The organism is Mycobacteriales bacterium (assembly GCA_035690485.1).
Lineage (GTDB): Bacteria > Actinomycetota > Actinomycetes > JAFAQI01 > DASSKL01 > DASSKL01.
This window is the reverse complement of the sequence record DASSKL010000026.1, coordinates 1-7,820: the sequence shown is the minus strand read 5'-3', so window position 1 is coordinate 7,820 and position 7,820 is coordinate 1. Positions and strand designations below refer to the sequence as shown.

The window sequence follows — 7,820 nt, the reverse complement described above, 5'->3', positions numbered from 1 at the left end:
CCTGACCGAGGCCGGCAAGGAGCTGTATCCCGTGGTGGAGGCGCTCGGCACCTGGGGGGCGCGCTGGATCCCGCAGCTCGGTGACGAGGATCTCGATCCGCACTTGCTCCTGTGGGACATTCACCGCAACCTCGAGCTCGGCGCGATGCCGGACGGCCGCACGGTCCTGCATTTCCGGTTCACCGACGTCCGGCGCGAGTCCGCGCGCTGGTGGATCGTCGTCGCCTCCGAAGGTGTCGACCTTTGTGACAGTGACCCCGGCCATGCCGTCACGGTGTCGGTGGTGACGTCCCTCGAGACGCTCACCCGCCTCTGGCGCGGTGACATCACCTGGGCCGAAGCGCTGCGCAGCGACTTGGAGACCGAAGGAGCGCAGTGGGCGCGTCGGGCGCTCCCTCGCTGGCTCAGCCTGTCGGCATTCGCCGGCGTCCCCCGGCCCGCCCGTCGCTGACCAGCGGGGGGTTGGCTCAGGACCTCGCCACGGGGAACCGCCCCCAGCCGCTGGGCAACTCGACGGCGTACGCCAGCTTCGTCCCGTCGAGCCCGGCGGCGGTCAGGCGGTACTACCGTCGACGCCTCACGCCGTAGGAGAGAGGGGCGGCGGCATGGGCGATCCGATCCGGGTCATGCTCGAGCACGGCAAGAAGAAGCGTGTCGTCGCCTGTGCGTTCGACTGGCCGGGATGGGACCGCAGCGCCAAGAAGAGCGACGACGTGCTCGCGGTTCTCGAGGCCTACCGCCCGCGCTACGCCGAGGTCGCCGCACTCGCGGGGTTCGGTGCGGAGTTCGATGCGGCGGACGGCTTCGCCGTGGTCGAGCAGCTCGACGGGATCGGCATGACCGACTACTACGGGCTGTCTGGCCGCCCGGCGACGCCGGAGACCGGCCCGATGACCGCGGCTGAGGCCGAGCGCAAGATCGCGCTGCTCGAAGCCTGCTGGCGCACTTTCGACGAGACGGCCGCACGCGTGTCGCACGAGCTGCGCACGGGGCCGCGCGGCGGTGGTTGGGAGAAGGAACGCATCATCCGTCACGTCAACGGCGCAGAGATCGTCGAGTTCGCACCGAAGGTCGGCGTCAAAGTCCCGCTGGAGACCAGGGACGACCCGCATGCGCTGCGCGACTACCGAGCGACCTTCCTCGAGGCGATCCGGGAACACCACATCCGTGGCGAGCCGGCCCGGTCCTGGGCGCTGCAGTTCCTCATTCGACGTTGCGCGTGGCACATGCTCGACCATGCGTGGGAGCTGGCAGACCGCGACCTGACGGCAGCGGCCGACCAGTGAGGGCCGAAGTCGGACGCTTGATCCGTTGAACGTTTCGACCTGTCATCGATACCGTTCGGTGCGTGCGCGCGACCGGTGTCGACCACGTGGTGATCGTCTGTACCGACGTGGCCGCCACGCTGGACTGGTGGCAACGTGAGCTCGGTCTCGAGCCGGTGCGGGTGGCGGAGTGGCGCGCCGGATCCGCGCCCTTTCCCTCCCTGCGGCTCAACGACGGTTCGATCGTCGATTTCCTGCACGGCGAGCGCACCGGCGAGAACGTCGCGCACGTCGCCTTGACGGTCGACGTCGGCGCGGACGCGCTCGAGTCCCTGGTCGGCGAGCGTGGCTGGGTGGTGGCTGCACCGCTCAACCGAAAGCTGTACGGCGCCCGCGGCATCGGAGCGGGCGTCTACATCCGTGACCCGGAAGGCAACGTCATCGAGCTGCGCACCTACGCGGTTTGAGGCTGCCGCGACGGCCGCTTGCGGGTGCGCGCGTGGGTCGGCCAGCATGGCCCGGTGATCCCTAGAGAGCCTCTCTCCGTAGCGACGGCGCTGTTCCGTGCGATCGAGTCCGCGGACATCGATGCCGTCGCCGCGCTCTACCACGATGACGTCGAGGTCTGGCACAACACCGATGGCGTCGTACAGAACAAGCAGGAGAACCTGCGGGTGCTCGGCTGGGTGGTGCGCAATCTCGCCGACCTTCGCTACGAGGTCGTACGACGGGACGCACTGCCCGACGGATTCGTGCAGCAGCACGTGCTGCACGCCACCGCGCCGTCCGGACGATCGGTGGCCATCCCGGCCTGCCTGGTGGTGACCATTCGCGACGGGTTGATCAGCCGGCTCGACGAGTACCTCGACTCCGCGCAGATCGTCGCGCTCACGCAGCCAGCCGTGACGGGGTGAGCCGCTGACCTGCGCAGGTGGTGGGCGCGAACGAGCGGCAGGATGGGTCGCCGCGCGACGGCGCGATAATCCGCGTCAGTCTTGGGCTCTCGCCTTTACCAGCCGCGAGCTTCTTGGCGTCGTACGCCGCTCCGCGTTGGTCGTACCGCTTATGCTCAGGGCGATGACGTGCAGCGCGTGGTTGCGCTTTCGGTTGTCGGCCCGCGACAGCCGTTGCTTGTCGACACCGGCGGAGGACACGTCGCGGGGTGCGGTGCCGGTGTAGGTGGCGAAGTGGTTGCGGCTGGGGAAGCGGCGTACGTCCCCGACCTCGCCGAGGATCATCGCGGCCGCCGCGACCCCGACACCCTTGATCTCGGTGATGGTCGTGCCGGTCGCCTCGACCGCGGCGTGCAGTCGCTTGTCCAGGTCCTTGAGCTTGCGGTCGAGCGTGGCGACGTAGCCGATCAGGTCGGCGGCGAGCTGCCGGCGGGTGCGGCGGGCGACATCCCGAGGGCGGACCCTGGCCAACAGTGCCTTGGCCTTGGGCGCCGTCAGATTCCGTTCTGCACCAGCAGGAATGAGTTCCATCAGCAGCTGGTGCAGCTGGTTCACCGTCACGGTCCGGGACTGCACCTGGTCGCTGCGGCGATCGCCCATCAGCCGGATCGCGATCATCTCGTCATCGACCACGACCCGGCGCAGGTTCTTGGTGCGCAGCGCCACGACTGCCACCGTGCGCGCGTCGGTCGGGTCGTTCTTGCGACCGTGGCCGACGTCGAAGATCCGCGCTCGGGTCGAGAGTTTCGGCGGCACGTCGATGACGGTCTCGCCGTCGGCGACCAGGTGCTGCGCGAGCTGCACGCCGACACCGCCGGCACCTTCGATCGCCCAGGTCCGCTGCGGCCACCGCTTCGCCAGCCGGAGCATGTCGCGGTAGCCGGCGCTGTCGTTGACGACCTGCAGAGCTGCGAGCTGCTCCTCCTGCCCGTCGAGCACGGCCATCGCGTGCGAGCGCTTGGCTGGGTCGACGCCGATCATCACCGCTGTCACTGCCTGCCTCCGTCACCTCGATGGATGGCGAGGCCGGGCAGTCCTACCTCGAGCGAAGCAGATCCCTCTTGAACCACGACCCGCCGGGACAGCAGCCGGCGAGGACGCAAACCGTTCCCGAGCCACACAGGATCGTGGGCATGCACTTAGAGAGCGACTCGCCGGCCACCTGACCCGGATCCTTGGCCAGGCTCCGGGCTGCCGTCGAGTGAACAGGTAGGCACTTATGCCGACCTGTTTCGCGCCGCGCCATCGCGCAATGTCCGCGCTACGCAGCCAGTTGCGTTCAGTAACGGAGGCGGCGCATCGGCCGCGCATCGCCCGGTCCTCGCTCGCCGCGACTACCGGGGGCAGCGGCACTCCCGAGTATTTCTTGCGGAACGTACTTGTATCCGATACAAGCCTGTTCTAGGATGCGCCGTGCAGTCATTGATCTAGTGAGGGGGGACGTCCGATGATGGTCGAAGCTGAGGGGCCCGCTGACACACGCATCATGGGTGTAGTGCATGCGGCGCTGAGGCGCGATCTGGATCGCACCGGGCGCGAGCTCACCACCGCTCCGTATCCAGCAGCGAGGCAGCGGCGGGCGCTGGGTGGGCACGTGCTGTGGATGATGAGTTTTCTGCACGATCACCACACGAACGAGGACACTGGGTTGTGGCCGCTGGTTCGTGAACGCAACCCGGAGGCAGCCGCGCTGCTCGACCGCCTGGAGGCGGACCACCAGCGGATCGCGCCGCGTATCAAGGACCTGGAGGCAGCGGCGTCGTCCTACGCGGAATCCACCGACGACCGGGCCCGGCTGCGGCTGGTCGATGCGCTCGATGCGCTGACCGATGTGCTGGTCCCACATCTTGACCGTGAGGTGGAGGAGGCGATGCCGGTTGTGGCGCGGAGCATCACTGCCCGGGAGTGGGAGGAGTGGGATCAGCGCTACAACGTGAAGGGCAGATCAGCCCGGCAGCTCGGCCTGGTCGGGCACTTCCTCATCGACGGTGTCGCTGAGGAAAGTAGGCGGCTCGTCGTCAGCTTGGTTCCGCCGGTCCCGCGCTTCGTGCTGCTGCACGGCTTCGCGCATACCTACCGGCGCGCAGCGGCCGCGCGCTGGCGCACAGAAACCGCCGTGCGAACCTCGACCGTCGTGGCAGGACGCGGGTGAGCGAAGCCGGACTTCGGCGGAAGCGGTCGTACAACTCGACGCGACGCGCTGAGCAGGCGGCGCAGACCAGGTCTGCTGTCGTCAGCGCGGCGACGGAGTTGTTCGCTCGCTCGGGATGGGCCGCGACCGGGATGCGGGACATCGCGGCGGCTGCGGGCGTGGCCGTCGAGACCGTCTACAGCCACTTCGGGTCGAAGAGCGAACTGCTGGCGGCGGCCATCGACGCCGCCGTCGTCGGAGATCTCGCCGAGGTGCCGCTCGCCCAGCGGCCGGAGTTCGCCTCCCTCGCCGAGGGGACGCCGGCGCAGCGCGTTGCCGCGGGCGCCTTCCTGCAAACGCAGATCCTGCTGCGTTCCGCGGCGCTGAACCTTGCCTTCCGCCAAGCGGCTGGGGGCGACGCCGATCTCGAGCGGCGGCTAGCGGAGAGCGAGGAGCGGCGGCGCGAATCCGTCGAACAGGCGCTCGTGCTGATCGCCGGCCGGCCGGTGAGCGCGGAGGAGCGCGACGGCCTGTGGGCAGTGTTGTCTGTCGAGGTCTGGCAGCTGCTGACGGAGCGGTCTGGCTGGACACCGGAGGAGTACCAGGCGTGGGCCGGGAGCATCACGGCGCGGCTGCTCGGCCTCGACACCGGCGCGCCGTCACCTAGACGACGAACCACGAGGCAGGGGGGAAGCACATCATGACCAGTACGCGCAGGATTCCTCGATCCGGTGAGGTTGGCGTCACGGTCCCCGCACCGGCGGATGCGGTCTGGCGGGTGCTGTCCGACGTCACCCGCACCGGCGAGTGGAGCCACGAGTGCCACCAGGTGCGATGGCTCGGCGCCGCGACCGCCGCTCGTCCCGGGACCCGTTTCCGCGGGCGCAACCGGAGCGGCTGGATGCGGTGGAGCCGGGTCTGCGAAATCCTCGCCGTCGACCCACCACGCGAGCTCGTGTGGCGGACCCTCGCGACTCCCACGCTCCCGGACAGCACCGAATGGCGGATCCGCCTGGAACCCGACGCCAGCGGGACGCGCATCGTGCAGAGCTACCAGGTGACCAAGCTGCCCCGCTGGCTGGAGCTACTGCTCGCCATGGTGAACCCTTCGCACCGCGACCGGACACAGGCGTTGGCACAGGACCTGCAGCGACTCGGCGAGATCGCAGCCCCCAGCGCCAGTCGACATCGTTGAGCTCGTAGACGACCACGTGGCCCGGGCCAGCTGGGACAACCGCCGCAGCAAATGAGGGCTTCGGGACGTAGGCGGCGGTAACGCCGGTGACCCTGCGGGCACGTCAGACTTACCGATCGCTCACAACGGCACCTATCCGCTGCGCGTCACTAGCCAGATCGCGAGGCAGCTACCGCGGTAGCGGCTCACTGCTACGCAGTGGTCGCCGGGCGCGAAGTACTTTCTATGTGGAAGGCGGAGGAGGGTGCTGGTGCCCGGCCCCAAACGGAAGCGACCGACGCCACCTAGCGATCCCGTGACCACTTCCGCGCGCTGGTGAAAGTCACCCGTGGCATTCACGATGCGCACTGCCCGGAACTCGTGGACCTTCCAGCAGGAGGGCTGCGGTACGTCGGGCTCAATGCGGAAAGAGATCTCCTGCCCCGCCGTCGCGACGGCGCACGGCCGGGCCGGTTGTCCTTGGAAGTCGGCTGCGATGTAGCCGTGAGGCAATGACGCGGACGTAGTCGCCGAAGCGGTCGCGACCACCGTTGACGACCCCGGGCCGCTAGGCGTCATTGCAGGCGTCAACGAAGAAGAGGGACGACCGCTCGACGAGCAACCGGTCAGCATCGTCGTCGCCACCGAGACGCATGCCGCAGCCGTGCCAACCCAGCGTCGCATCATGAGCACCCCCGCTGCACGCACGATAGACGCTTTCCCCTCCCCATGGGTTGCCCAGTAGCGCCGGTGGCGGTGCCCACGGCCGTCCGTACCCGGTGCACGATCACGGCACCTCTTCTACGGCAAGGCGGGCTCGCTCCCCGACACGTATCGTTCGCGTCGTGAGGTTGCGCGACATTGCCCTTGCCGGGTTGGCAGTGGCGCTCGTCGGCGTAGTTGGATGGGCCGCTGGCGATGCACCATCGCAGTGTGAGTATTCGTGCCCGCCTTCGGGGCTGTGTCCCAGACCGGCTGACTGCGCCTCGGGATTCGTCTGGTCGCATGCCGTCGTGGGAGGTGCCATCACAGCCGCTGTTGCGGGCATCGTCTTCACCCTCGTCGTGCTCGGAAGGCGACGACGCGGCTAACGGCACTTCATCGCCACACTGCCGACCACTGTCTGGCCGGACCTCGAGCTGCGGACATCTCGCGCCACACGCGGTCACCGCGAGACGTGTCCTGGCGGCGTTGCGCTCTCGTCGGTGGTCACTTCGCGTACTTCGAGGTCGGGGTCCCGGGTGAACGCGTCAATGAGGCTTCTAGGGCCCCCAAGAGACCACCAGTCGTCGTCCCAGAGCGCTGACAGAAGCCACGTCCGGTCGGCGGGAAACATGAGATCGGGAAGCCGGCTGTGCGTGGTGAAGGCGGCGTCAGCCCGCCACTGCTGGGCTTGCAGACGGCCTGCCTTGACCAGCACGTACGGCCAACCGGCGTACAACCTGACCCTGGGCGCGTCAGTGAAAACCACGTCGTCCGTGCCCGTGTCCAGATAACCGAGCCACCACGCCCGGTCGCCAGGCGCCTCCTCTAGGAGTCTCATCAGGCGACACTCGTGATCTTCTAAGGCTTCAGCTTCTACCGGCAGGACCACCGTGGCGTACGCGTCAAAGATCGGCGGGATAGCTGACGAGATAGTCGGTCCCACCGTCGTCATGTCCGCGATCCAGGCAACCTCGTCCTGGGTGCCAAGCTCCCAGTCCCGGTCATCCTTGCGTCCCATCACCGAAACACTCCGCCTTCGCATGAGCCAACGTTATGCACACGGCTCAAACCAAGCCGCGGCTTACCTCGTCCGGAACACCATGCGGATCTCCCAGCCGGAGCCGTGCCATGCGTTCAAGCGCACCCGCCCGTTAGCGAGATTCGCCATTTCGACGCCGCGAAGCGCACCGCGCGGACACGCGCGCGCCGTCCGCCTCCGACAGGGCGTCCCACGACGAGGGGGTCGCTGGAGCACCGCTCGCCATGGCGACGAACAGCATCCCCAGCGACCGCCCCGAGATCAACGTCAGGTGACGCAGTCGATGAACGGCTCGGCTCTGCCGGTGCTACCTTGCGTGTACCCCCACTGAGGCGTGTAGCCCGGGGGGAATTCAATGGTTATGTAGACCCACGGGTAGTAGTACCCGGGCACGCAGGTGCTGGTCGCGGCGTTGCAGGAGAGGTACGAGCTTCCCTCGTTGGAGCAGTTGTTTTGCGCGACGACCTCTCCGTTGGGGTACTCGCCATACAGCAACTGGATGGTCATATCCATGTACGTCACCGCGGCAGGAAGGCCATCGGAGTGGTAACAG

10 protein-coding genes are annotated in these 7,820 nt (G+C 68.1%); 7 read left to right on the top strand and 3 right to left on the bottom strand.

Annotated features, from left to right (window positions below; genetic code table 11):
- The 4 genes from VFJ21_04185 to VFJ21_04170 all read left to right on the top strand — a co-directional run.
- Positions 1–451: transcriptional regulator (locus VFJ21_04185; protein HET7406320.1), on the top strand; the 451-nt coding region annotated here is incomplete at its 5' end.
- 154 nt (positions 452–605) lie between these two features.
- Positions 606–1,286 carry a hypothetical protein gene (locus tag VFJ21_04180; GenBank protein ID HET7406319.1) on the top strand — a complete coding sequence of 227 codons (681 nt, stop codon included), beginning with the start codon at positions 606–608 and terminating at the stop codon, positions 1,284–1,286.
- 62 nt (positions 1,287–1,348) lie between these two features.
- Positions 1,349–1,732, top strand: coding sequence for a VOC family protein (locus VFJ21_04175; protein ID HET7406318.1), 384 nt, complete (start codon positions 1,349–1,351; stop codon positions 1,730–1,732).
- A 54-nt stretch (positions 1,733–1,786) separates the two neighbouring features.
- Positions 1,787–2,179, top strand: a complete 393-nt coding sequence (locus VFJ21_04170; GenBank protein ID HET7406317.1) for a nuclear transport factor 2 family protein — start codon at positions 1,787–1,789, stop codon at positions 2,177–2,179.
- A 75-nt stretch (positions 2,180–2,254) separates the two neighbouring features.
- Here VFJ21_04170 and VFJ21_04165 read toward each other — a convergent pair whose 3' ends face one another.
- Positions 2,255–3,211, bottom strand: coding sequence for an IS110 family transposase (locus VFJ21_04165; GenBank protein ID HET7406316.1), 957 nt, complete (start codon positions 3,209–3,211; stop codon positions 2,255–2,257).
- Between the two features lie 502 nt (positions 3,212–3,713).
- Between VFJ21_04165 and VFJ21_04160 the strand changes: the two genes are divergently transcribed.
- From VFJ21_04160 to VFJ21_04150, 3 genes are read left to right on the top strand one after another with little or no spacing between them, the layout of a single operon-like run.
- On the top strand, positions 3,714–4,370 hold the full coding sequence (locus VFJ21_04160; protein HET7406315.1) for a hemerythrin domain-containing protein: 657 nt from the start codon (positions 3,714–3,716) through the stop codon (positions 4,368–4,370).
- Entirely contained in the window at positions 4,367–5,053 is a 687-nt protein-coding gene (locus tag VFJ21_04155; GenBank protein ID HET7406314.1) for a helix-turn-helix domain-containing protein, read from the top strand. Before VFJ21_04160 ends, VFJ21_04155 begins: the two co-directional genes overlap by 4 nt.
- Entirely contained in the window at positions 5,050–5,544 is a 495-nt protein-coding gene (locus VFJ21_04150; protein ID HET7406313.1) for an SRPBCC family protein, read from the top strand. The genes VFJ21_04155 and VFJ21_04150 overlap by 4 nt, the downstream gene beginning before the upstream one ends.
- Positions 5,545–6,688: 1,144 nt before the next feature.
- Here the strand turns inward: VFJ21_04150 and VFJ21_04145 are convergent.
- Both VFJ21_04145 and VFJ21_04140 read right to left on the bottom strand, forming a co-directional pair.
- Positions 6,689–7,246 carry a hypothetical protein gene (locus VFJ21_04145; protein HET7406312.1) on the bottom strand — a complete coding sequence of 186 codons (558 nt, stop codon included), beginning with the start codon at positions 7,244–7,246 and terminating at the stop codon, positions 6,689–6,691.
- A 288-nt stretch (positions 7,247–7,534) separates the two neighbouring features.
- A partial coding sequence (locus tag VFJ21_04140) for a hypothetical protein (GenBank protein HET7406311.1) occupies positions 7,535–7,820 on the bottom strand: 286 nt, incomplete at its 5' end.